General features: G+C 62.1%; 20 protein-coding genes and 1 pseudogene. 13 read left to right on the top strand and 8 right to left on the bottom strand.

Features of this window, described 5'->3' with window-relative positions; all coding sequences use genetic code 11:
* Window positions 1-35: 35 nt before the first annotated feature.
* Together lysE and BN1123_RS09145 are read right to left on the bottom strand one after the other, a co-directional pair.
* Window positions 36-644, bottom strand: a complete 609-nt coding sequence (gene lysE / locus BN1123_RS09140) for an L-lysine exporter (RefSeq protein ID WP_042026602.1) — start codon at window positions 642-644, stop codon at window positions 36-38.
* Window positions 645-859: 215 nt separating this feature from the next.
* Window positions 860-1627 (bottom strand): annotated as a pseudogene (locus tag BN1123_RS09145) (LuxR family transcriptional regulator); the annotation flags it as partial.
* A gap of 62 nt (window positions 1628-1689) precedes the next feature.
* Between BN1123_RS09145 and BN1123_RS09150 the strand changes: the two are divergent.
* The 6 genes from BN1123_RS09150 to BN1123_RS09175 all read left to right on the top strand — a co-directional run bounded on the left by BN1123_RS09150 (window position 1690) and on the right by BN1123_RS09175 (window position 9224).
* Window positions 1690-2340 carry an acyl-homoserine-lactone synthase gene (locus BN1123_RS09150; protein WP_042026603.1) on the top strand — a complete coding sequence of 217 codons (651 nt, stop codon included), beginning with the start codon at window positions 1690-1692 and terminating at the stop codon, window positions 2338-2340.
* A gap of 217 nt (window positions 2341-2557) precedes the next feature.
* On the top strand, window positions 2558-3457 hold the full coding sequence (locus BN1123_RS09155) for a LysR family transcriptional regulator ArgP (RefSeq protein WP_042026604.1): 900 nt from the start codon (window positions 2558-2560) through the stop codon (window positions 3455-3457).
* A gap of 86 nt (window positions 3458-3543) precedes the next feature.
* Window positions 3544-5565 carry an exoribonuclease II gene (locus tag BN1123_RS09160; protein WP_042026605.1) on the top strand — a complete coding sequence of 674 codons (2022 nt, stop codon included), beginning with the start codon at window positions 3544-3546 and terminating at the stop codon, window positions 5563-5565.
* A 253-nt stretch (window positions 5566-5818) separates the two neighbouring features.
* Complete coding sequence (locus BN1123_RS09165) at window positions 5819-7459, top strand: sensor domain-containing diguanylate cyclase (protein WP_042026606.1); 1641 nt, start codon at window positions 5819-5821, stop codon at window positions 7457-7459.
* A gap of 4 nt (window positions 7460-7463) precedes the next feature.
* The gene (locus tag BN1123_RS09170; protein ID WP_042026607.1) at window positions 7464-8567 is read left to right on the top strand and encodes an EAL and HDOD domain-containing protein; all 1104 of its coding nucleotides are present in this window, start codon (window positions 7464-7466) and stop codon (window positions 8565-8567) included.
* Window positions 8568-8633: 66 nt separating this feature from the next.
* Complete coding sequence (locus tag BN1123_RS09175; RefSeq protein WP_042026608.1) at window positions 8634-9224, top strand: HAD family hydrolase; 591 nt, start codon at window positions 8634-8636, stop codon at window positions 9222-9224.
* A gap of 128 nt (window positions 9225-9352) precedes the next feature.
* Here BN1123_RS09175 and hfq read toward each other — a convergent pair whose 3' ends face one another.
* Window positions 9353-9712: an RNA chaperone Hfq gene (gene hfq / locus BN1123_RS09180; protein WP_026457968.1), complete on the bottom strand. Its 360-nt coding sequence runs from the start codon at window positions 9710-9712 to the stop codon at window positions 9353-9355.
* A gap of 175 nt (window positions 9713-9887) precedes the next feature.
* Between hfq and BN1123_RS09185 the strand changes: the two genes are divergently transcribed.
* The 3 genes from BN1123_RS09185 to BN1123_RS09195 are packed head-to-tail and all read left to right on the top strand — an operon-like array spanning window position 9888 to window position 13373.
* Entirely contained in the window at window positions 9888-11162 is a 1275-nt protein-coding gene (locus BN1123_RS09185) for a PqiA/YebS family transporter subunit (protein ID WP_042026609.1), read from the top strand.
* Complete coding sequence (pqiB, locus tag BN1123_RS09190; protein WP_042026610.1) at window positions 11155-12804, top strand: intermembrane transport protein PqiB; 1650 nt, start codon at window positions 11155-11157, stop codon at window positions 12802-12804. Before BN1123_RS09185 ends, pqiB begins: the two co-directional genes overlap by 8 nt.
* Window positions 12801-13373: a PqiC family protein gene (locus BN1123_RS09195; protein ID WP_026458594.1), complete on the top strand. Its 573-nt coding sequence runs from the start codon at window positions 12801-12803 to the stop codon at window positions 13371-13373. Before pqiB ends, BN1123_RS09195 begins: the two co-directional genes overlap by 4 nt.
* Window positions 13374-13479: 106 nt before the next feature.
* On the opposite strand, the gene rlmD is transcribed toward BN1123_RS09195, so the two are convergent.
* Window positions 13480-14832 carry a 23S rRNA (uracil(1939)-C(5))-methyltransferase RlmD gene (gene rlmD, locus BN1123_RS09200; RefSeq protein ID WP_042026611.1) on the bottom strand — a complete coding sequence of 451 codons (1353 nt, stop codon included), beginning with the start codon at window positions 14830-14832 and terminating at the stop codon, window positions 13480-13482.
* Between the two features lie 273 nt (window positions 14833-15105).
* Between rlmD and BN1123_RS09205 the strand changes: the two genes are divergently transcribed.
* Complete coding sequence (locus BN1123_RS09205; RefSeq protein ID WP_042026612.1) at window positions 15106-16830, top strand: proline--tRNA ligase; 1725 nt, start codon at window positions 15106-15108, stop codon at window positions 16828-16830.
* 93 nt (window positions 16831-16923) lie between these two features.
* Here BN1123_RS09205 and BN1123_RS09210 read toward each other — a convergent pair whose 3' ends face one another.
* The 3 genes from BN1123_RS09210 to BN1123_RS09220 all read right to left on the bottom strand — a co-directional run bounded on the left by BN1123_RS09210 (window position 16924) and on the right by BN1123_RS09220 (window position 18858).
* A complete protein-coding gene (locus tag BN1123_RS09210) occupies window positions 16924-17604 on the bottom strand; it encodes an SDR family oxidoreductase (RefSeq protein WP_042026613.1) in 681 nt (226 codons plus the stop codon).
* Between the two features lie 77 nt (window positions 17605-17681).
* A complete protein-coding gene (locus BN1123_RS09215; protein WP_042026614.1) occupies window positions 17682-18314 on the bottom strand; it encodes a TIGR04219 family outer membrane beta-barrel protein in 633 nt (210 codons plus the stop codon).
* A 94-nt stretch (window positions 18315-18408) separates the two neighbouring features.
* Entirely contained in the window at window positions 18409-18858 is a 450-nt protein-coding gene (locus BN1123_RS09220; protein WP_026456391.1) for a copper chaperone PCu(A)C, read from the bottom strand.
* Window positions 18859-18948: 90 nt separating this feature from the next.
* Here BN1123_RS09220 and BN1123_RS09225 point away from each other — a divergent pair, with 90 nt between their 5' ends.
* Complete coding sequence (locus BN1123_RS09225; RefSeq protein ID WP_042026615.1) at window positions 18949-19698, top strand: enoyl-CoA hydratase-related protein; 750 nt, start codon at window positions 18949-18951, stop codon at window positions 19696-19698.
* 24 nt (window positions 19699-19722) lie between these two features.
* Here the strand turns inward: BN1123_RS09225 and BN1123_RS09230 are convergent, their stop codons facing one another.
* Entirely contained in the window at window positions 19723-20193 is a 471-nt protein-coding gene (locus tag BN1123_RS09230) for a DUF2753 family protein (RefSeq protein WP_042026616.1), read from the bottom strand.
* Between the two features lie 174 nt (window positions 20194-20367).
* Between BN1123_RS09230 and BN1123_RS09235 the strand changes: the two genes are divergently transcribed.
* Together BN1123_RS09235 and BN1123_RS09240 are read left to right on the top strand one after the other, a co-directional pair.
* Complete coding sequence (locus tag BN1123_RS09235) at window positions 20368-22206, top strand: sensor histidine kinase (RefSeq protein ID WP_052449253.1); 1839 nt, start codon at window positions 20368-20370, stop codon at window positions 22204-22206.
* The gene (locus BN1123_RS09240; RefSeq protein ID WP_042026617.1) at window positions 22181-23530 is read left to right on the top strand and encodes a sigma-54-dependent transcriptional regulator; all 1350 of its coding nucleotides are present in this window, start codon (window positions 22181-22183) and stop codon (window positions 23528-23530) included. The genes BN1123_RS09235 and BN1123_RS09240 overlap by 26 nt, the downstream gene beginning before the upstream one ends.
* The last annotated feature ends 147 nt before the right edge of the window (window positions 23531-23677 follow it).

The raw sequence follows: 23677 nt of genomic DNA on the forward strand, positions 1-23677 counted from the left end.
TTTTATGACTCCGGACCATAAAAACAGCCGCCAGCCTAGCGTCCCATAGCCAGTTGCAGCGCCAGGGCCAGCATGATGAGGCCCACCAGCAGATCGATCCCTTGCTGCACCCTTCCCCTGGCCAGCCAGGGTGCCAACGCCGCCGCTCCCAGCGCCAGGGAGTAGAACCACACCAGAGAAGCCAGCATGGCACCGGCGGCAAAGGCCGGACGCAGCGGTTCAATCACCTGGCTGCCGAGGGAGCCGAGCAGCATCAGGGTATCCAGATAGACATGAGGATTGAGCAGAGTAACGCCCAGGGTCATGGCGAGCACGCTTCTGGCGCCCATCAGCTGCGGCGAATCCGCCAGTCCCTCTCCCTGGCCGCGCCAGGCACTGCGCAGGGAGCGTACGCCGAACCAGCCAAGAAACAGCACGCCTCCCCAGGTCAGCACCGTCAGGCCGACCGGGTTGGCGGCGATCAGATTGGCGCCGCCAAAGACCCCGATGGCAATCAGAACCAGATCACAAAAACTGCAGAGCGTTGCCGTCAGCAGATGGTGATTGCGATGAATGCCCCGACTCAGGACAAACGCATTCTGGGCACCGATGGGAATGATCATGGCAAGGCCGAGGGTAAAGCCTTGCAGGGTGGTCGCGAGCATAAGAGTACCGAGGGTAGTGATGAGTGAGTGGCACTATAGCGGGGGCAAATCATCCAGAGAAATTCATTGATTTACTGGTTGATTCATTTTGCTAATAACCCATCACACCCTTTTGCAACCGCTTGTCAATTACCGGATCTGACAATTGTGGCCTCCCCAATGACGGCAGGAGAATCCAGCAAACTGGTCAGGATACGCACTATTGCAACACCATGGGGAAGATTGGTCACCACCACCTGCTCCAGGTTCGGCAACAGCAGACCACTGCTGACCCCCTTGGCCACGGCCTGATAACGGTTCATGGAACCGGTTTTGCGAGTGACCTGATTGAGATGGTAATTCACTGTGCGCTCGGTAATCCCCAGGATGCAGGCGATCTCGTTCGAGGTTTTCCCTTCGCTGGCCCAGAACAGGCACTCGGTCTCCCGATCGGTCAGAGGCTCCTTGTCCAGGCTCTCCACCATGCTGAGGCGCACGATGCGAATAGCCGCCTCGAAGATGTAATTGGACATCCAGGAGAGGATCGGCGAGGACTCCAGCAGCAGATCGCTCGAGGCTCGCTCGGAGGTGATGAAGGAGAGGATACCGTTTTCACCGGCGGCCCCGTGCAGCGGGAAGGAGATGCCGTTGCGCAATCCGAACTCGGCGGCCAGCCCCATCACGTCCATGCTCCCTTCCTGCAGGAAACGGGCGCGCTCATCCAGCCGGTTCCAGTAGATGGGCAGGGTCTGTTTGCGTGCCAGCTGGATCACGGGATCGCTGGCCAACATGTTGTGTTCGGTATAGGCCTGAACCCAGGAATCCGGGCACTGGTTGAACAGCACCACCTTGGGCCTTTGCATCGACATCGGCATGATCAACGCAAAGCGGAAATAGTCGTACCCCATCCCGAGCGAGAAGCTGCCGATCAGTTCGGACAACCGGTTGCCATCCGTCACCGTACTGAAATGTTCCAGGTACTCAAGCAGTTGGTCTCTTGTCATATAAAAGCCCCCTTGGCCAGACATGTGATTATAACCGCGAATAACAAGAGAGAGAGTCCATAATGTTGGTTTTCAAAGGGAAATTGAGAGAACACCCGCGAAAAGAGGTCGAAAGTGAACTTTATCGCTTTCGAAACGACGTTTTTTCCGACCGACTTGGCTGGGATGTGGAGTCCCGTCAAGGACTTGAGCGAGACAGCTTCGACACTCCCGATACTCACTGGGTGCTGATTGAGGATGAACAGGGGGTGTGTGGCTGCATCCGCCTGCTCAACTGCGCCGATGCCTACATGCTCCCGACCATTTTTCCCGCCGCCCTGGCCGGCGAACGCCCGCCATGCAGCCCGCAGATCTGGGAACTGACCCGGCTGGCCATCGACGCCTCCCGCGCCCCGCGCATGAGCAACGGCGTCAGCGAACTGACCTGCATCATCTTCCGCGAGGTCTACGCCTTCGCCCTGGCGCACGGGATCCGCGAGCTGGTTGCCGTGGTCAGTCTGCCAGTGGAGCGCATCTTCCGCCGTCTCGGCCTGCCCATCGAACGCCTCGGCCATCGCCAGGCCGTCGATCTGGGGGCGGTTCGTGGCGTCGGTATCCGCTTCCATCTGGATGAACGCTTTGCCCGTGCCGTTTCCCAACCCCTGCTCGGTCATTACCAGCCCCATAGTCGTCCTGCTCAATCCCAACGACATCCGCTGGCCGCATCATCATAAAAAATCCCGGGAAACATACCCGGGATAAACGCATCGCTATGAGCCACATCCGGCAGCCACTGCCCGTGCGGCGATGTGCAGTATCCTCTCTGAACCGGTTAACCACTACTGTAAAAAATCACACTAGCGGCCTTGTCCCACTCTCATCGCAACCGGTCATTGTTGTCCGGATCCGGCTCGCGTAGAGTCTGCCACGGGATAAAAACAGGGAGATGGCATGAAAGAGCTGGACTACAAATTGCTGCGGGCACTGGATGCGGTACTGCAGGAGCAGAATTTCGAACGGGCAGCCAGATCGCTGCACCTCACCCAGTCCGCCATCTCGCAGCGGATCAAGCAGCTTGAACAGCAATTTGCCGAACCCCTGCTCATCCGTAGCCAGCCGCTGCAGGCCACCCCCCTCGGCCAGAAACTGCTGGCTCACTATCGCCAGGTGCACCAGCTCGAGATTGAACTGGCGGGCGAGTTGACCCCGGCTACGCCGCAAGGCCCCATCCGCATCAGCATTGCCGTCAACGCCGACAGCCTGGCTACCTGGTTCCTGCCCGCCATCGCCCCTTTGCTGGAGCAACACCCAATCGAACTCAATCTGCTGGTGGATGACGAGAGCCGCACCCTCGACAAGGTACGCGAGGGCCAGGCGTTTGGCGCCATCAGCCTGCAATCCCAGCCGCTGGCGGGCTGCTGCATCGACGAGCTGGGCGAGATGCACTACCTGCTCACCGCCAGCCCCGCCTTCGTCGCGCGCCACTTCCCCAATGGCCTGACCCGGGAAGCGCTGGCCAAGGCCCCTGCGGTGGCGTTCGATCAGCGCGACGACATGCACGTCAGCTTCATGCGCCGCCACTTCGGGCTGGAGCCCGGCGGCTATCCCTGCCATACGGTGCACTCGTCGGAGGCCTTCGTTACCATGGCCGAGCAGGGGCTGGCCTGTTGCCTCATCCCTGAATTGCAGATCCGCCAGCATCTGGCCACGGGCAGCCTGGTCAATCTCAGCCCGGACCAGCGCCTGACAGAGCGACTCTACTGGCACCGCTGGGTACTGGAAAAAGGCATCCACAAGCAGCTCTCCCTGAGGCTGATTGACTACGCCCGTTGCCAGCTGCAACCAAGCTGAAAAGGCCATTCACCTTGGCTTTGGAGGGCTAAAAACGTATAGTGCTGGGCGTTTCTTCATCAGGTCTCCACTCAGGTTCCTCACTTATGTTCCAAGACAATCCGCTGCTGGCCCAGCTCAAGCAACAAATCCGCGAAAACATCCCCAAGAAAGAGGGTGTTATCCGCGCCTCCGATAGGGGCTTCGGCTTTCTGGAGGTCGATGAGAAGACCAGCTATTTCGTGCCGCCGCCCTACATGAAGAAGGTGATGCACGGCGACCGGGTGACCGCCCTGATCCGTACCGAAAAAGAGAAAGAAGTGGCCGAGCCGGACGAGCTGCTGGAGCAATCCATCACCCGCTTCGTGGCCCGGGTCAAGATGTTCCGCGACCGCCTCAACGTGGTAGCCGACCATCCGCTCATCAAGGATGCCATCAAGGCCCGCGTCAAGAAGGGGCTGGACGAGAAAGAATTCAAGGAAGGGGACTGGGTAGTCGCGACCCTTAAGCGCCACGCTCTGGTTGACGGCAACTTCTCCGCCGAGATCACCCAAAAGATCGCCTCCCAGGAAGATCACAACGTGCCCTGGTGGGTGGTGCTGGCGCGCCACAACCTGGCCCAGGTCGAGCCGGCGGATCTGCCGGAGTGGAAGGTGATCGAAGAGGAAGAGCTGCCCCGCCGCGATCTGACCCAGGTGCCCTTCTTTACCATCGATGGCGCCAAGACCAAGGACATGGACGACGCCCTGGCCATCACCAAGCTGGACGACGGCTGGGAGCTGCTGGTCGCCATCGCCGACCCGACCGCCTACGTGGCCGAAGGGAGCGAGCTGGACAAGGAGGCCGCCCAGCGCGCCTTCACCGTCTACATGCCGGGCCGCAACGTACCGATGATCCCGCGCACCCTCTCCGACGAGCTCTGCTCCCTGAAAGAGGGCGAGGAGCGCAACACCCTGTGCGCCCGCTTGCTCATCACCGAGGATGGCCTGCTGCAGGAGGAGACCGAGTTCTTCGCCGCCCGCATCTGCTCCCACGCCCGCCTCAACTATGACGACGTCTCCGACTGGGCCGAACACGGCAAAGCGCTGGATATCGACGCAGGCGTCCTGGCCCAGCTGCCGCTGATGAAGGCGATGACGGAGGCGCGCATCGCCTGGCGCACCGAGCATGCACTGGTATTCCCGGATCGTCCCGACTACGACTTCGAACTGGGCGAAGATGGCGAAGTGCTGGCCATTCACGTCGAGCCGCGCCGCATCGCCAACCGCATGGTGGAAGAGTCGATGATCGCCGCCAACATTTGCGCCGGCCGCGTGCTGGGCAAGACCGTCGGCTACGGCATCTTCAACGTCCACACCGGCTTTGACGAGGAGTCCCTCGACGGCGCCATCGACCTGCTGAAAAGCGCCGAGGCTCCGTTCGAGAAGATCGATATCGCCAGCCTGTCCGGCTTCTGCGCCCTGCGCCGCTGGATCGACAGCCTGGATACCCGCTGGCTGGACGGCAAGATCCGCCGTTTCCAGAGCTATGCCCTGATGTCCTCCGAGCCGGGAGCCCACTACGGTCTGGGTCTGGATGCCTACGCCACCTGGACGTCACCTATTCGCAAATACGGCGACATGGTCAACCATCGCCTGCTCAAAGCCGTCATCGCCGGCAAGACCCCGGGCGAGCGCCCGAGCCAGGAGCTCACCGAGCACCTGACCGCCTGCCGCCGCCTGCACCGCATGGTGGAGCGTGACATCGGCGACTGGCTCTATGTGCGCTACCTGAAGGCAGCCGCCGGTACCGATCAAGTATTCAACGCCGAGATCATCGACGTGATGCGTGCCGGCCTCAAGCTGCGCCTGCAGGAGAACGGTGCCGTGGTCTTCATGCCCGCCCGCCACATCCTGGACAACAAGGAGCGTCTGGAGTGCAACTGGGACAACGGCCGCGTCTATCTGGACAAGACCGAGGTGGTCTACGAGCTCGGCCAGATCATCGAGGTGAAGCTGACCGAGGCGGTGGAAGAGACCCGCTCCCTCATCGCCAAGCCGGCGGTGGAGCTGGTGCCGGGTCCGGCGCCGGTCGTACCGGCAGCCGAAGCCGATGCAACCCCGGCCGAAGAAACGCCCAAGGCAGAGTAAACACCTGTCAACTTATAGAAAAAGCCCGCCATTGTGCGGGCTTTTTTATGTCCCTGATACCTGTTCTCCTCGTTCAGATCATGCTTTTCTCACCTGCTAACGACCCAGTCGCCCCCTTCAGGCAAATTGCGACCGCCTCCCAACCTTAAAGCAGCAGAATTTATGCGCACTGGCTCTCTTTTTTAATATTTCAATCAATATATTAGAGGGAGTGTATATATACTCGCTTGGGTACACCCAAAGGGACATTGGCATGCAAGAATGGGCACCTGAGCAGTTCACCAGCTTCGCGCAGCTCTGCGAGGCGAGTCTCGCGACCATCAGGGAGAAAACCGAGGCGGAACGCCTCTATCTCTGGTTGCAGGCGCCGGAGCCCCTGCTTTACAGCTTTCATCCGGATCAGGGGTTGCTAACCCTGGATCCGGCCCATCTGGTGACGTTGCAGTTGCCGGATGAATTGATCTCCCGGGCCGTCGAACACGGGCAGATGGTGGTGGAGCAGATCCAGCCGCAGAGCGATATCTGGGAATATGTGGAAACCGTACAACCCAAGCTGCGCGTCTGCTTCCCCCTCAAGCGTCATCAGGAGCTCGATGGCGTCATCTATCTGGAAACCCGGCGCCGGCTCGATCGCCTCTCCCGTCATCAGCGCCAGGGGATCCAGCTGCTGACCCACTACCTGACTGCCGAGTTGAGCAACCATCTGCTGGCCTGGCAGATTGATCATGAACGGGATCAGCGCCGTCACACCCAGACCGACCTGGTGCAGAGCCAGGCGATGCAGCGCTCCTTCCTCCAGATGTTGCAGGCCCTGCACACGGTCAGCGTCACCCTCTCTCGCAGCCAGAGCGAACACCAGCTGCTGCGTGAAGCCGTGGTGCTGGCCCGCGAGGAGCTGCAATTCGATCGGGTCGCCATCTTCCTCATCGAGCCCGATGGCAAGACCATGCGCGGCACCTGGGGCACAGATGAAGAGGGCAAACTGGTGGACGAGAGCGGCTTCATCAGCCCCATCCCTGATCACCCCACGGTACAGCAGGCGCTGCGCAGCAAGGACTATGTACTGGTGCTGGAGGATACCCCCCTCTACTATGAACGCCAGCAGGTGGGCCGCGGCTGGAACGCCATGGTCTCGCTGTGGGACGGCGCCACTCCCATCGGCTGGATTGCCGCCGACAACCTGCTGTGGCAACGGCCACTCAAGGCCTACCAGAGCGAGATCTTCAAGCAATACGCCGCCATGCTGTCGCAGTTGTTGATCCGCCAGCGCACCCAGGAGGAGCTGGAGAAACTCAACCGCCAGCTGGAGGCTCGGGTGGCCGAGCGCACCATGCAGCTTGCCGAGACCAACCGGGCGCTGGAGGAGGCCAACCAGCGCCTCTCCCTGCTTTCCCTCGAAGATCCGCTCACCGGCATCGCCAACCGCCGCCAGTGGGACCTCACCATGCAACGGGAATGGGAGTGGGCCCGCCGTACCCAGAGTCTGCTGGCGGTGCTGATGATCGACGTGGATGACTTCAAGGCCTACAACGACCACTTCGGCCATGCCAAGGGGGATGAGTGCCTGCGCCTGATCGCCAGCGTGCTCAGGGACGCGGAACGACGGCGTACCAACCTGGTGGCCCGTTATGGTGGCGAGGAGTTCGTGATCCTGCTGTGCGCCCCCCAACCGGGAGAAGCGGAGCAGCTGGCCGAACGAATCCATGATGGACTGGCCCAGCTAAAAGTGCCCCATCCAGGTTCCCGAGTTGCTGATTTCATTACAGTTAGCATAGGCTTTAGCTATCTGGTTCCCTCCCAGGACGGGGCATGGCAAACCCTGACCGAACAGGCAGACCAGGCGCTTTACCACGCCAAGTCGCAAGGGAGGGCTCGCACTCTGACCTATCGGTGATCCCATGCTGCTGCGCCGCTATCCCATCTTCAATCGCCGCCTGGCCCTGGTGGCCTACGGTATCGATTATCAGCTTGTCGACCCGGCCCAGTGGCCTGCATTGGCCCAGCATTGCCGCATGCTGGCCCAGGGGCGCCAATACCTGGTGCCTTTCAGCCACGAACAATTGGATGATCAACGTCCCCTGCTGTTCGATCAGGACACCATTCCCCTGGTGGAGGCCTCCAGCGAGCGCCTCCCAACCTCCTTTCCGGTGCTGGAACAGTGGCGTGACAGTCGTCGCAGGCTCGCCGTCCACGGTGCCCACCGGGATCCGCGCTGGCTCGGTGCCAGCCGGTTGCTGGTGTTCTGGATGGGAGAAGAGGGCATTTGCCAGCCCACTGAACACAAGCGGATGGCCCTCAATATCGATACCTGGCAGGATTTCCTTCCCCTCAGGGAGGCTGGAGTGGATTTCTTCGCCGGCGGTTTCCTCGCCCGCCCCGAGCTGGTGAACCAGCGGGCCACCCAGCCGGATATGGCGCTGGTGCAGCAAATTCTCCAGCTCATCTGCCACGAGGAGTTCTCCTTCAATCAGGTCGCCAAACTGCTGGAGCAGGATGCCTACCTGCCCGGTCAGCTGCTCACCTATGTCAATGCGCCTGGCTTTGATCACGCCAGCCCCATCACCTCCGTCTCCCGCGCCCTCTCCTATCTGGGGGAGCAGGAGATCCGCAAATTCGTGCTGATCAACGGCCTGGCCCGGATCAGTCCGCACATGCCGGAGGCCTGCACCCGTATGGCCATCGCTCGTGGCCGCTTCTGCGAGCTGATCGCCCTGACCGCCCTTGGCAAATCGGAGGCCAGCTGGGCCTTTCTGGTGGGGCTGGTGCTGGATGGTTCCCTGCTGTCGGATGCCCTCAAGGCTCATCTGCCCAAAAACGTGAAGCGCGCCATTGAGCAGCGGGAGGGACCGCTGTTTCACCTGTTCCAGCTGGTCACCACCTATGAACAAGGCAACTGGCCGCTGCTGGCTCAGCTGGCGCCTCGTTATCAGCTGGACCCGACCAGGCTGACACCCATCTATTTTCAGGCGCAAATGTGGGGGCAAGCGTTTCTCACCAGCTAGCCAATGGCGAGGAGGGGCTGCTCTGGCTAGAATGGGCTCCCTTTTTCCAGAGACAGACTCAGCACCATGACCCTTTCCGGATTCCAAGGCCTGGTCTTCGACCTCGATGGCACCCTGGTCGACTCCATGCCGCTCCACCTGGCCGCCTGGGAACACACTGCCCGTGAATTTGGTTTCCATTTCGATGCCGACTGGTTCTATGAACTGGGGGGCATGCCGAGCCGCAAGATCGCCCTGCTGGTGGCCGAAGAGCAGCAGATCCCACTCGATCCCGTTCAGGTTACTCGCTGCAAGACAGACCACTATGTGGCTAATCTGCACAAGGCGACCGTCTTCCCGGCCATGCAGGCCCTGATCGAGCGCCACCACGGCCTCATCCCGATGGGGATAGGCACGGGCTCCCCCCGCGTCAACGCCCAGGCGGTGCTGCGCAATACCGGTCTGGATCGCTATTTTGAGGTGGTGGTGACCGCCGACGACGTGGAGCTGCACAAACCTAATCCGGATACCTTCCTGCTGGTGGCCAACAAGCTGGGGGTCGAGCCGTCAGGCTGTCTGGTGTTTGAAGATACCGGCATCGGCGTGCAGGCGGGTCAGGCCGCAGGCATGCAGACCTGTCTGGTCAGGGAAGGAAAACCGGTCGAGATGGAGGCGTAATCGGGCAAACATCTCGCCCGACGGCAAAAAGACAAGGTTCGCTCTCATACGGGACATGAATGTAAATGAGAGCGAACGACCGCTGCCGTCAGACCCGGGAGGGATGGCGGCAGAGGCGGGGCAAGGGATTATTCGTGGTTGCCGCCGCCCTGGTTGTCGTCATAACGACCCGGAGCACCGTGCGGACGCGGCGCCATGGAGACCCGCGGCTTGCGTGCACGCTGGATATTCACCTGTGGACGACCGGTGTGCATGGCGATGGTGGAGATCTTGGCCTTGTAGACCAGCTGCTGGTTGCCATGGGCATCGGTCAGCAGCACGCTGTATTGATCGAAACCGCTGATGGTTCCTTCCAGCTTGATGCCACTCACCAGAAAAATCGCGACCTGGCTGCGGTTCTTGCGCAACCAGTTAAGGGCGGAATCTTGCCCGTTCCCAAGGGAGAAGGCTTGCTCAATCGTGGAGTAACTTGGGGATTCGGTTGTCATAAATTATTGTCCCGCGGAAAAAAGTGGCGTTTGATTGTGCTAAATGGCCAGTGGCTTGTCAAAGTCATTCGCATGCTCATCAACAATCGTGCTACACGGGGACTGGCCGCTGGCCGGCACAACTGCGATAATCGGCGGTTCTGGCTTCCTGACGAGCCTTATTCGAGGTTTTATTTTGCATCCGGCTTCACACCCACCTCGGACCTATGTCCACGATGCCACCGCCTGCGAAGAGTGTGACCTGCTGATCCCGGCCACCCCGCTCGCCGTGGGCCAGGCCAGTTGCTGCCCACGTTGCGGCCACACCCTGAGCCGCTACTTGCCGGATCAGGAGCTGCGCCCCATCGCCTACGGGTTTGCGGCGCTCATCATGTTCGTGCTCGCCAATGCTTTCACCTTCATGTCCTTCTCCAGCAAGGGAATTGGACAGGAGATGACATTCATCCAGTGCATCTCCACCCTGGTGGACGAGGGTTACCTGTTCCTCGGCGCCGTGCTGAGCCTGACCCTGATCGGACTGCCGCTCATCTACATCGGTTCCATCATGCTGGTGCTGTGGCGTGTCGACAAGGATCTCCACAGCAAGGCTCTGCGCTCCCTCGGCCGCCTGCTCTGCCAGATAAAGCCCTGGCTGATGGTGGATGTGTTTCTGGTAGGGGTGCTCATCTCCCTGGTCAAGCTGATGGGGATGGCCGACATCAAGATGGGGCTCTCCTTCTGGGCCTTCGTCGGCTACACGGTGCTGCTCGTCAAGATGATCTCGTCGCTGGACACCATGTGGCTATGGCAGCGGCTACTCGGCCCGACCGATGCCTGCGGCGTCGATGGGACAACCGATGCCAGCGCCATGGAAAGCGGCCTGACGGGGTGCCATATCTGCGGCGCCCTGAGCAAGGCGGGCAGCCATCGCTGCGGCCGCTGCGGCGGGCACCTGCACGATCGCAAACCGGGCGGGTTGAACCGCACCTGGGCACTGCTCATCACCTCCAGCATTCTCTACATCCCCGCCAACCTCTATCCCATCATGGATACTGTGTTTCTCGGGGATGACACCCCTTCCACCATTCTCGGGGGCGTGGTGCTGCTGTGGGCAATGGGCTCCTACCCCATTGCCGCCGTCATCTTCTTTGCCAGCGTGGTGGTACCGCTGGTTAAGATACTGGCGCTGTTCTGGCTCTGCTACGCAGTGCAAAACGGCCACGCGGCCTCGCCGCTACGCAAGCTCAAGCTCTATCGCATGACGGAATTTGTCGGACGCTGGTCGATGATCGACGTCTTCGTGGTGGCCATCCTGGCGGGTCTGATCCGCCTCGACAATCTGATGACCATCTACCCCGGCCCCGCGGCCGTCGCCTTTGCAGGGGTGGTGCTGATCACCATGGTCGCGGCCATGAGCTTCGACTCCCGCCTGATCTGGGATTTACAACAAGGAGAACGCGAACGTGAGTGAGCGTAAAACAAGGTGGAAACCGGGCTCTGACTTTCTGAGCTCTGCCGCCGCAATCTGGATGGTGCCGCTGCTGGCGCTGTTCATCGGTCTCTGGATGCTGTTCCAGCACTGGTACTCCCAGGGCCCCAGCTTCACCCTGACGGTCGCCACTGCCGAAGGCATAGTGGCGGGCAAGACGGTGATCCGCTCCCGGGAGGTCGACGTCGGCCGCATCGAGACGGTCGAGCTGAGCGATGACTACAGCCATGCCGTGCTGCGCGGCCGCCTCACCAACGCCGCCTCCGGCATGCTCAAGGGCGACAGCCAGTTCTGGGTGGTCAAGCCCAGGGTCGGCCGGGAAGGGGTATCGGGTCTGGGGACCCTGCTCTCCGGTGCCTATATCGAACTCCTGCCGGGCAAGAAAGGCAAGGCGCGGGACGAGTACGCCATGCTCGACAAGCCGCCGCTCGCTTCGCAAAGTGCCAAGGGGCTGCGCCTGATCCTCTCCAGCCGTGATGCCCGCGCACTGGGGGAAGGCTCCCCCATCAACTACCAGGGGTTCACCATAGGCCAGGTGGAAGAAGCCACCTTCCTGCCCGAAAAGAGCGAGATGCAGTACCAGATCTTCATCAACGCTCCCTATGACATCCTGGTCAGCAGCAACTCCCGCTTCTGGCTGACCCCGGGGTTCGAGCTGTCCGTCAACAGCGAAGGGATGAAGGTGAAGATGGACTCGCTGGAGAGCCTGATCGACGGCGGCATCACCATGGGCCTGCCGCCCGGCTGGTCTCCTGGCGAGCCGGCCAAGCAGCGCGACGAGTTCACCCTGTTCCAGGATGAGGCGAGCGTGCTGGCCGGTAGCCTGGATCAGTTCATCGACTACGTCTTCCTGTTCGACGACAACGTGGCCGGCCTGCACCCGGGCGCGGCCGTGCAGTATCGCGGCATCCGGGTCGGTACCGTTATCTCTGCCCCCTACCTCATCGAAGAGAAGGGCATACGCCTGTTCCAGGATCGCCAGATCCCGGTACTGGCTCGCATCGAGGTGCAGCGCCTCTCCCACCGCTACGCCAAGGCGGAAAAAGAGCAGTGGCGCGCCCTGTTCGGCAAGCAGTTCAAGGAAGGTCTCAGGGCCAGCCTCAAGACCTCCAGCCTGCTGACCGGCGGCAAGCTCATCGATCTCAACTTCTACCCGGATGCGCCCCGCTTCGAGCAGGCCAAGATCTCCGGCTATCAGGTCTTCCCGACCGTGCAGGCGGGGCTGGATCAGATCGAGCGCAAGGTGAATCTGATCCTCGACAAGTTTGTCGACATGGACATGGCGACCACCCTCAGCAAGGTCAACAACTCCCTCTCCACCCTGGATGGGACCCTGAAGAACATCAGTGCGGTCAGTGCCAACCTGGACAAGCTGACCAGCAAGGAGGCGACCCAGCAACTGCCGGCATCCCTGAACCAGAGCCTGAAACAGTTGCAGGAGACGCTGCAGGCCTATGACGGCCATTCACAGACCAACCAGGATCTGCGCCAGTCGGTACAGGCCCTCAATCAGTTGATGCGTGAGCTGCAGCCGCTGGTGCACTCCCTGAACGAGCAACCCAGCTCGCTGATCTTCGATCGCGCCCAACCATCGGACCCTGAGCCCAAGCGAGGAACACAATGAAAAAACAGATCCTGACGCTGGCCCTGCTCGGCCTGCTGGCCGGTTGCAGCGCCAGCCAGCCCAGCCTGCATTACTACTCGCTTGACGCCAGCCAGCCGTCATCCGGCGCGGCCCCGGCCACTCCGCAGCACCAGCTGGTGCTGCGACCCATCACCCTGGCCAGCCAGCTCGACCGGATCAGCATGGTCTATCAGCTGGAGGGGCAGGAGTTGCACTTCACCGAGTACCACCGCTGGGCGGGCTCGCTGGATGATCAGCTCAATCAGGTGACCATGAATGGCCTCTCGGCCCGGTTGCCCGGTTGGGTGATACGGCAGGATGGCGCCCGCAAGGGGCCCGTGCTGAGCATAGTGGTGGAGCGCTTTCAGGGGCGCTACGACGGGCGCGCCGTGTTGAGCGGCCGCTGGCGTCTGCTGGCGGAAGACGGCACTGTGCTGCGCGACGCTCCCTTCCGCCAGGAACGGGTACTCCCCGCCGACGGCTACAATACGCTGGTCGGCGAACTGGGCCAGGGCTGGCAGCAGTTGCTCGACCAGATCGCCACCGAGGTACGCCTGAGCGCGGGTTAGTCCCCTCACGCTGTGCGGCAGATATAAAAAAACGACTCCAAATGAAGTCGTTTTTTTATGGCCGGCGGGTCGGGAAACCTCACCACCGGCTTCTGTGTGACCCTGATCAGCCCTTGGCGGGCAGGCTCAGGCGAGCAACGGCTTCGACGTGCATGGAGTGAGGGAACATGTCCACCGGCTGCACCTCGTCCAGCACGAAGCCCTGCTTGACCAGCCAGGCGAGATCGCGAGCCAGGGTCTGGGGGTTGCAGGAGACATAGACCAGCCGGCGCGGCGCCATGGCCACCAGGGTCTGCAATACCGCCTTGTCACAGCCCTTGCGCGGCGGATCCATCACCACCACATCGGCGCTCACCCCCTGGGCGTGCAGTTCGGGCATCAGCTGCTCGGCCTTGCCGACATGGAACTCGGTGTGAGCGATGCCGTTGAGGGCCGCATTGCGGCGGGCATCCTCGATGGCGCTCTCCACCGACTCGATCCCCACCACCTTGGCGGCCTTGCCCGCCAGGAACAGGGAAATGGTGCCGATACCGCAATAGATGTCGAACACCGTCTCGTTGCCGGTCAGCTCGCAATACTCCAGCGCCTTGGAGTAGAGCACATCGGTCTGGCTCGGGTTGTTCTGGAAGAAGGAGAGCGGCGAGATCTCGAAGTCGAGCTCGTGGATCTTGTCGCGGATCACCCCGCTGCCCAGCAGCACCCGGTTCTTGTCACCCAGGATGCGGTTGGTGCGCGCTTCGTTGATGTTCTGCACCAGGGTGGTGATCGGCAGATCCTGCAGGGCGGCCAACAGCTCGGCTTCGAACGGCAGCTCCTCACCCAGCGTCACCAGCACTACCATCAGCTCGCCACTCTTGAAGCCCTTGCGGGTCATCAGGTTGCGCACACAGCCGGTGTGGTTAACTTCGTCATAGGCCGCGATGTCGTGCTCGCGCATCCAGCTGCGCACCCGGGCGTTGAGCTCGACGTGGAGCGAGTCCTGCACCGCGCAGTCATCGGCGGTGATGAGATCGTGGGAGTGCTTGCGATAAAAACCGATCTCGGCGCCAGCCTCACAGCCACGCACCGCGTACTGCGCCTTGTTGCGATAGGCGAACGGCGTCTCCATGCCGAGGATGGGATTGACTTTGGTCTCACCCAGCCCGACCTGCTCCAGTGCACTCTGCACCAGACTCTGCTTGAGCTTGAGCTGGGCCGGATAGGCCAGCGGGCGTACCTGGCAGCCACCGCATTCTGTGTTGGGGCAAAAATCGGCGACCCGGTCGGCGGAGGGCTGGAGCAACTCGGCCACCTTGCCATGCAGGTAGTTGGGCTTGACCTCGGTCAGTTCGACCAACGCCTGCTCACCTGGCAGCAGACCCTCGACGAACAGGGGGCGGTCGAACAGGCGTCCCTTGCCGTCTCCTTTGTCGGTCAGTTCCAGGATCTCGATCTGGTGTTGATGTCCCACTAGCGGCATGAGCGGCTCCAAAAGTACAAAAAATAAGGGGGGACGGGAGTGGCATAGCCCTGCCCGTCGAGAAAAGGTGGCAGAGTTTAGCGAAGATCCGGCCAAATTGCAGGCATAAAAAACCTGCTTGTCGTGATGTTATCCCCCCTGAGTCCGCGCTGGCTCGCCGTCCCTTTGGCCATTGCGGCAAATTTAGCCCTTGGGCCGCAACGCTGCGCCTGTTAAAATTCCGCCCTTGAATTTATCCAGGGCCCCGCGCCCGTTTAGCTAAGGTCTACCGCGATGCGTACCAGCCAATATCTGCTTTCCACTCTCAAGGAAACCCCGTCCGATGCGGAAATCGTCAGCCACCAGCTGATGCTGCGCGCCGGCATGATCCGTAAACTCGCCTCCGGCATGTACGCTTGGCTGCCGACCGGTCTGCGGGTCCTGAAGAAGATCGAGAACATTGTCCGCGAAGAGATGAACAATGCGGGTGCCGTCGAGGTCTCCATGCCGGTGGTGCAACCGGCGGAGCTGTGGCAGGAATCCGGCCGCTGGGACGACTATGGCCCCGAGCTGTGCCGTCTGACCGACCGCCACAATCGCCCCTTCGTGTTGGGCCCGACCCACGAAGAGGTGATCACCGCCCTGGTCCGTTATGAAGTAAACAGCTACAAGCAGCTGCCGCTGAACCTCTACCAGATCCAGACCAAGTTCCGTGACGAAGTACGCCCCCGTTTCGGCGTGATGCGCGGCCGCGAGTTCCTGATGAAGGACGCCTACTCCTTCCACATCGACAAGGCCTCCCTGGTCGAGACCTACGAGAAGATGCACGCCGCCTACTGCAAGGCCTTCACCCGCATGGGTCTGAACTTCCGTCCGGTGCAGGCCGATACCGGCTCCATCGGTGGTACCGGTTCTCACGAATTTCAGGTGCTGGCCGAGAGCGGTGAAGATCTGATCGCCTTCTCCGACAGCTCCGATTACGCCGCCAATATCGAGATGGCCGAGGCGCTGGCCCCGGCGGGCGAGCGCCCGGCTGCGACCAAAGAGCTGACCAAGGTCGCCACCCCGAACGTTCACACCATCGACGAAGTCGCCGCCTTCCTGAGCGTGGCCCCGAGCGCCGTCGCCAAAACCCTGCTGGTGCTGGGCGAGGCGGACGAGCACGGCAACCAGGCGGTCATCGCCCTGGTGCTGCGTGGCGACCACGAACTGAACGAAATCAAAGCCGAGAAGCTGCCGGGTGTCGCCAATCCGCTGGCCTTCGCCAATGACGAGCAGATCAAGGCCGCCGCCGGTTGCGACGCGGGCTCCATCGGCCCGGTTAGCTTTGCCGGTCGCATCATCGTCGATCGCAGCGCCGCCCACCTGGCGGACTTCGTCTGTGGCGCCAACGAGACCGGCTTCCACCTGACCGGTGCCAACTGGGATCGCGACATCGCCTCTTACGAAGTTGCCGACCTGCGCAACGTGGTGGAAGGCGACCCGAGCCCGTGCGGCCAGGGCAAGCTGCTGCTCAAGCGCGGCATCGAAGTGGGCCACATCTTCCAGCTCGGCACCAAGTACTCCGAAGCCATGAAGGCGAGCGTGCTGAACGAGGGCGGCAAGTCCGTCACCATGGAGATGGGTTGCTACGGCATCGGTGTCTCCCGTCTGGTGGCTGCTGCCATCGAGCAGAACAACGACCAGTACGGCATCATCTGGCCGGACGCCATCGCCCCGTTCGAAGTGGCCATCGTGCCGATGAACATGCACAAGTCAGTGCGCGTGGCCGAGCTGGCCGAGCAGTTCTACGCCGAACTGAAAGCCGCCGGTGTGGACGTGCTGTTTGACGACCGTAAAGAGCGCCCGGGCGTGATGTTCGCCGACATGGAGCTGCTGGGCGTGCCCCACGCCATCGTCATTGGTGAGCGCGGCATGGACAGCGGCGTGGTGGAGTACAAGTGCCGCCGCACCGGCGAGAAGCAGGAAGTGGCCATCAGCGACATCGTCGCCATGATCAAGGCCAAGCTGGGCCGTTAATCGTCCCGCAGCCCGAGATAAAAAAAGCGCGCCAGATGGCGCGCTTTTTGTTTGTCTGACTATCTGTTGGCAAAACAGCAGGAAAAGCCGGCCCTACTCGTTGCGCCCGATAAAGAGATCGGTCACGTGGCAACTACTTCTGGCCTCCAGCGCATCCAGCATGTAGGCCGCCGCGTCTTCCGGGGTCATGAAACGGCTCGGATCCACGTGATCCGAGTTGTCCCAGAATTCGCTGCGGATCCCGCTCGGATAGAGGTTTACCAACCTCAGGGGCGAGCCCTTGAGCTCGGCCCGCAGAGACTCCAGAAAGCCCCGCATGCCCCATTTGGAGGCACAATAGAGGCTCTCGTTGGCCTTGCCCACCTGGGCGGCGGAGGAGAGCACATTGGCCAGCACCCCGCCTTTCTCGCCGATGAGCCGCACCGTCTGCTGGGCCACCAGTATGGTGGAGACCAGGTTGCTCTCCACCACCCTGCGTACCTGCTCGGCGGTGTAGACGCCGACCGGACCGAACTCACCCACCCCGGCGCAGTGGATCACCAGGTCGGGCAGACCTCCCCATTCCACCGCGGCGGTAAAGGCCATTTCCACCTCTTCGTGGTGAGAGAGATCGGCGGCGATGCCGATCACCGCCTTGCCGAGCAGCTGTTCCTGCTCCTGCAGTTTCTGATAACGGCGCCCCATCATGGCGACCTGATGGCCCCGGCCAACCAGCCCGATGGTCAATGCCCGGCCGAGCCCGGAGCCCGCCCCTGTCACTATGATGTGCCCCATTATCTCTCCTCTCCCTGCCTTGCTAGATACCTGCCAGCACCATGACGTGAGACATCATCATGCCGACTTCCGTCAGATTAGAAAGTGAATTCGCCGCCCATGAACCAGCCATCGATGCGCTGATCGACGCCGTCGAAGTCAACCTTGGCCTCGCGCCAACCGGCACGCAGCTTGACCGGTACGGAGGAGAACTTGTAGGCACCGCCCAGACGGTAGTCCAGGTTGTCCGCATCCTTGGAACGCACGTCGCCGAAGAAGGAGACACCGGTACCCGGGATCCGTACTTCGCTGCCGGCATAGGCCATCAGCATGTCTTCGTCATAGCCTTTGCGGCTGAAGTACATCTGCTCGCCGTCGTAGTGACGACCGGTCAGGCCCAGATCGATCTGGAACAGATCGTTGTTGAACAGACGGTAGTAGAGGCTGAGATCGTAAGCGGTCAGATCGTTCTTGAAGTTGCCGCCCGAGCTGCTCAAATCAGAGATCTCGAACTTGGCGTTCGGCAGCAGGATGATGCCGTGCTCCAGTTGCAGGTAGCCGCTCCAGTTGTAGTTGTCGTCATAACCGCCATCGGCACTTCTGCCGTATGCCTGGCCGCTGCCCTGAGCAGACCATACGTCGGTACCGGCGGCAAAACGCCAGTCATCGGCAGCCATGGCAGCCTGGCTGCACAGCGCCAGAACAGCACCGGCAATCAGTGTCTTTTTCATCACGTCACTTCCTCTTGCATGGATGGAAAGGGCACTATTTTACTCCGCGCAGCCAAAATACCCAGCGAGAATCCTGAACAAACGACGACAAATGTCAGTGCTTCATGTGCTGCATCTCGCCCATCGGCTCGATCGGCTTCACCGGCAGCGACAACGCCAGCTGCTGGCCATCATCCAGGGTGAGGGTGAGCGGCATGGGGGTCTGCTCGGAGAGGGTGCCGATCTCGAACAGCATGATGTGCAGGCTGCCCGGCTTCAGTACCACTTCCCCCTTGGCCGGGATCTCGATGCTCTCGACCTGGCGCATCTTCATGACCCCGTTCTCGTGCAGATGGGTATGCAGCTCGGCGCGGCCCGCGGCTGGAGAGGACGCTGCCACCAGCTTGACCGCCTGATCGGCATCGTTCTTGAGTACCATGAAGGCCGCCGTATTCGGCGTACCGGGGGGCAACAGGCGCACATAACCGTCGACCGCCTCCACCTTGGCCAGGGCGGGAGCCGTCATCCCGAGCAGCAGCAGAGAATAAAACGCACGTTTAAACATGGTTGAAATCCTTTTATGATGTTGTTAAACGAGGCAAAGGTTACCCCAACAGAAACCTTTTATGCACCCTTCAATAACAAGGATTTAGACATGGCGCCCATTCTCATTGCCGAGCGGCAGGACGGCTTGCTCACTCTGACCCTCAACCGCCCTGACAAGCGCAATGCCCTCAACACAGAACTTTACCGCCAACTGGTGAGCGAGTTGCAACAGGCCGCGGCCGATGAAGGTGTACATGTGTTGCTGTTGCAGGGTCAGGCGGAGTGCTTCACTGCCGGCAACGATCTGGCCGATTTTGTCGGCAAGAGCAGTCTGGAGCAGGACGATCCCATCTTGCAGTTTCTCCACACCCTGGCCGATTTCCCCAAACCGGTGATCGCCGCCGTGGGGGGCCCGGCCGTCGGCATCGGCACCACCATACTGCTGCACTGCGATCTGGTCTATCTGGGGGAGAATGCCCGCCTGCAGCTGCCTTTTGTCGAGCTGGGGCTGGTGCCGGAGTTTGCCTCCAGCCTGCTGCTGCCCCGCGCCGTCGGCCAGCTGAAGGCCACCGAGCTGTTGCTGCTGGCCGAATCCATGGATGCTCATGAAGCACTGCGCCTCGGCCTCGCCAACCGGGTGGTGGCCAGCGCGGATCTGCTGGCATTTGCCCGCGAACAGGGGCTGAAGCTGGCCGCCAAACCGCCCAGGGCAGTGCAAAAGAGCAAGGCGCTGCTCAAGCAGGAGCTCAAGCAGGCGGTCCACTTCGTCATCGATCTGGAGGCGCGCGCCTTCGCCCAGGCCCTGCTGGGGGAAGAGGCGCAGCAACGCATCGCCGCCAGGCTCGGTCGCAAGGGCTAGCCCGTTGCCACCATAGCGCGCCGGTCAGTTGAGGCGAAAGCGCCCGATCAACTCGCAGCCCTGTACCTTGTCCTGCAACTGGATAAGCTTGGCAATCTCGGGGTTGGGGTGGCGCTTGAGAAACCCGAGCAGGGCCGCGCGGCAGCAACCCAGTTCGCTTATCAGCGACTCGCACTCCCGGTTAGGACATTGCGGCACCAGCGCCGTCACCAGCTCGGAGGCGAGCTTGAGGTAACGCAGCTCGTAGGCGGGTTCATCCATGGCGCGCCAGAAATCCGCCAGACGATGGCAGGTCGCCACCCGCATGGAGGCCAGCATCTCGAGATCCGGCTCTTCCTGGGTCATCTCTATCGGCGCCGAGATGGTGCCAAGGGCCTGTTGATAGAGGCAGACCGCGGAGCCCAGCGCCCCTTGGCTCAGGGAGTGCTCAGCTTCCATCATGTAGCGCTGCCAGTGTGTCTGGGCCTGATCCGGCCCGTCTTGTGCCTGTGTCATGGGAGGGCTCCTTCCTCTGGGTGGAGTCCTTCATGATGCCTAATTGAGAATGAATATCAAGCCGACAGACTGTGCAGGATCTCGGCGCCTGTTGCGCCGGTCACACTCTTTCACCGGCGCCATCCTCTCTCCTCCGGACGCAGGTTAAGATGTGGCCAACCAAGGAAGGGAATGATGAACAATGGAAGTCGGGGCCTGCTGATTGGCCTGTGGATCACGCTGATGGTGGGGCTCGCCTTCATGGCCCGCCAATGGGGACTGGAGAGCCTGCGCCAGCAGGCCCAGCTCGACAATGAGCGGCTGGCGGGCCAGCTGTTGGTGGAGCTCGACAAGTATCGCCGCCTGCCCGCCCTCATCGCCACTCGCAGCGAGCTGCAGCAGGCGCTCTCGCGAACGATCTCCCCCGCCAGGCTCAACCCCCTGCTGGAGCAGCAAAACGAGATCCTGGGCACGGACGCCATCTACCTCATGACCGCTCAAGGGGACGTCATCGCCGCCAGCAACTGGCGCCAGCAGGACAGCTTCGTCGGTGACAACTACCGCTTTCGCCCCTATTTCCAGCAGGCGATGCAGGGGCGGGCCGGCAGCTATTTCGCCCTCGGTCAGCGTTCCGGGCGGCGGGGCTACTACTTCTCCTATCCGGTGCAGGAGGGGGATCACCGCCTCGGTGTGGTCGTGGTCAAGGTGGCCCTCTCCCTCATCGAGGAGCGCTGGGACAGCCGCGATGACTTCGACTACCTGCTGACCGACGAGTACGGGGTGGTCTTTTTCTCCTCCAGGGCAGAGTGGCTCTACCGTCCCCTGGTCAGATTGAACGACACGACCCGCGCCACCCTGAGCGATGAGCGCAAGTATGGCGACAAGCTGGGGGATCCCCTGAGCGATCAGCCCACCCTGGGGCTGCTGCGCAGCCAGGATGAGTGGCGTTGGGGGCAGGGTTATCTCTTCACCGGCACCGCCATGCCCAGCGCCGGCTGGCATCTCTATACCCTCAAGCCCCTGCACGGCCTGCTGCCCATCATGGCCAAGGCACTGGCCAGCTTCACCCTCGTCTCTCTGCTGGTGCTGATGATCTGGCTCTACTGGCGCCAGGAGCTGCTCGGCCGGGCCCGTCTCGCCCGCCTCAACAACCAGCTGGAGCACAAGGTCAGCGAGCGGACTTTGGCCCTCTCCACCAGCAACCAGGAGCTGGTGGCCACCATCGACAAGTACCGCCAGACCCAGCGCGAACTGGTGGATACCCAGGAGCAGCTGGTACAGGCCGCCAAGCTGGCCCTGCTGGGGGAGATGTCGGCCGGCATCAACCACGAGCTCAACCAGCCGCTGGCTGCCATGCGCGCCTATGGCGAGAATGCGCTGCAGCTGCTCGACAAGGGACGCCTCGACAGCTGCCGCGACAACCTGCTGCAGATCAACAGCCTCAATCATCACATGAGCGAGCTGGTCGCCCGCTTCAAGGTGTTCGCCCGCAAGGGGGAGCAGACCCTGCAGGCGGTGACGCTGCAACCGGTGATCCACGCCAGCCTGGCGCTACTGCACAGCCAGATGATCAAGCAGGGCCTGCTGATCGAAACCCGGTTGCCGGCAGAGCCCCTCTATGTGCAGGCCGATGCGGTGCAGCTCGAGCAGGTGTTGGTCAACCTGCTGCACAACGCGCTGCAGGCCTGCGCCACCAGCTCCCCTCCCCGGGTCTGGCTCACCCTCGAACGAGTCGATGATCGGGTGGTGATCGAAGTCAGTGACAACGGCCCGGGCCTCCCGGTCGAGGCGAGCCGGCTGTTCGCCCCCTTCTACACCACCAAATCCCAGGGGCTCGGGCTTGGGCTCACCATTTCGCTGCGCATCGTCACCGCCTTTGGCGGCCAGCTGGAGGCGACCAACTGCCCGGCCCACGGCGGCGCCTGCTTTACCATCACCCTGCCCGCCGTCGACCCCAGCCTGCGCAGCGAGCCAGGATCCCCAGCCTTTACCCCTTCAGGAGAGAGCCATGACCCAGATAATGCTGATCGATGATGAACATCACCTGCGCCTCTCTCTCGGCCAGACCCTGGAGCTGGCCGACTGGCAGGTCACCACCTTCGCCAGCGCCGAGCAGGCCCTGCCCCATATCGGCGCCCAGTGGCCCGGTATCATCATCAGCGACATCAACATGCCCGGCATGAACGGCATCGACCTGCTGCGGGAGATCATGGGGCGCGATCCCGAGCTGCCGGTGATCCTGCTCACCGGCCACGGCGACATCTCTACCGCGGTACAGGCCATGCGCCTGGGAGCCTACGACTTTATCGAGAAGCCGTTCGGTACCGAGCAATTGCTGGAGGTGGTGCGCCGGGCCTGCGACAAGCGGCGCCTGGTGCTGGAGAACCGGGAGCTGCGCAGCGAGCTGGAGGCCCAGAGCGGCCCCGGCCCCAGACTGCTCGGCACCCATCCGGCCATCAAGCGGCTGCGCCAGATCCTCACCCATATCAAGGATGCCCCCGCCGATGTGCTGATCATGGGCGAGACCGGCAGTGGCAAGGAGCTGGTCGCCCGCTTCCTGCACGATCACTCGGTGCGGGCGGCCGAACCCTTCGTCGCCATCAACTGCGGGGCCGTGCCGGAAACCATGATGGAGAGCGAGCTGTTCGGCCACGAGGCGGGAGCCTTTACCGGCGCCCAGAAACGCCGGGTGGGCAAGATAGCCTGGGCCAACAAAGGCACCCTCTTCCTTGACGAGATAGAGAGCATGCCGATGGCGCTGCAGATCAAGCTGCTGCGGGTGCTGGAGGACAGGGAGGTCGAGCCGCTCGGCACCAACCAGAAGATAGCGCTCGATATCCGGGTGTTGACCGCCAGCAAGGTCGAGCTCAAGACCCTGGTCGAGCAGGGCAGCTTTCGCGCCGACCTCTACTACCGGCTCAACGTGGTGCGGGTGGATATCCCCCCATTGCGGGATCGCAAGGAGGATGTGCCCCTGCTGTTCGAGAATTTCCTGCGGGTGGCCGCCACCCGCTACCAGCTGGCGCCGCCGCGGCTCGGTGCCGAGCAGCGCGCCTGGCTGCTGGCCCACGACTGGCCCGGCAATGTACGCGAGCTGCGCAACCTGGCGGAGCGCTGCGTGCTGATGGGCGAAGAGGGCGCCTTTGCCGATCTCACCCTGGGGCGGGAGGCACTGACCTTGGCCGAGCAGGTCGATCGGTTCGAGCGCATCCTGCTGACCGACACCCTGAGCCAGCACAGGGGGCGACTGAAAGAGGTGCAGGAGGCCCTCGGCCTGCCGCGCAAGACCCTCTACGACAAGATGCGCAAGTACGGCCTCGACAAGCAGGACTACAAGCTCGACGACGGGGGCGAGTGAGCCGGGGCAGGCTCGGCTCCTCCTCCCCCGGCTACTCCGGTTAACCTTGCCGTCATGGGCGGCATTCCCCCCGCCTGTCCGACTACATGGGGGGATTTCCACCCATTTTTGACCCGCACCGTCTTCCCCTGCCTGGCGCCAGCGCCC

This window comes from Aeromonas enteropelogenes (genome assembly GCF_000819845.1).
Lineage (GTDB): Bacteria > Pseudomonadota > Gammaproteobacteria > Enterobacterales > Aeromonadaceae > Aeromonas > Aeromonas enteropelogenes.